Source organism: Mucilaginibacter polytrichastri (assembly GCF_001911425.1).
Classification (GTDB): domain Bacteria; phylum Bacteroidota; class Bacteroidia; order Sphingobacteriales; family Sphingobacteriaceae; genus Mucilaginibacter; species Mucilaginibacter polytrichastri.
Genome location: NZ_MPPL01000001.1, coordinates 1,718,678 through 1,718,921 on the forward strand (window position 1 = coordinate 1,718,678; position 244 = coordinate 1,718,921).

Here is a 244-nt window from a genome sequence, read left to right on the forward strand (position 1 = left end):
GCGTAAATAACCCGATGGGCTCATGCGGTTAAAAAATATATCGAAATCGGGCTTTGACGCTTCTACAGCAAATTGATGTTGTGTTGGGTTAACCGTTTGGTAGGCTATTGCTCTTTTTTCAAGTTCAGCAAATAATGGCTTAAACCAGTCCGGGTGTTCGTGTGATATAACTAATTGGCTCATTTTTATATATTTAACTTTTATTATATAATATCTATAGGTTTAATATACAAATATATAATTT

The 244-nt window shown here is 32.8% G+C and carries 1 protein-coding gene; it reads right to left on the reverse strand.

From position 1 onward, the window contains the following. Nucleotides 1-183 (reverse strand): hypothetical protein (locus RG47T_RS26330; RefSeq protein ID WP_216351025.1); only part of this gene is annotated, 183 nt, incomplete at its 3' end. Between the last annotated feature and the right edge of the window lie 61 nt (nucleotides 184-244).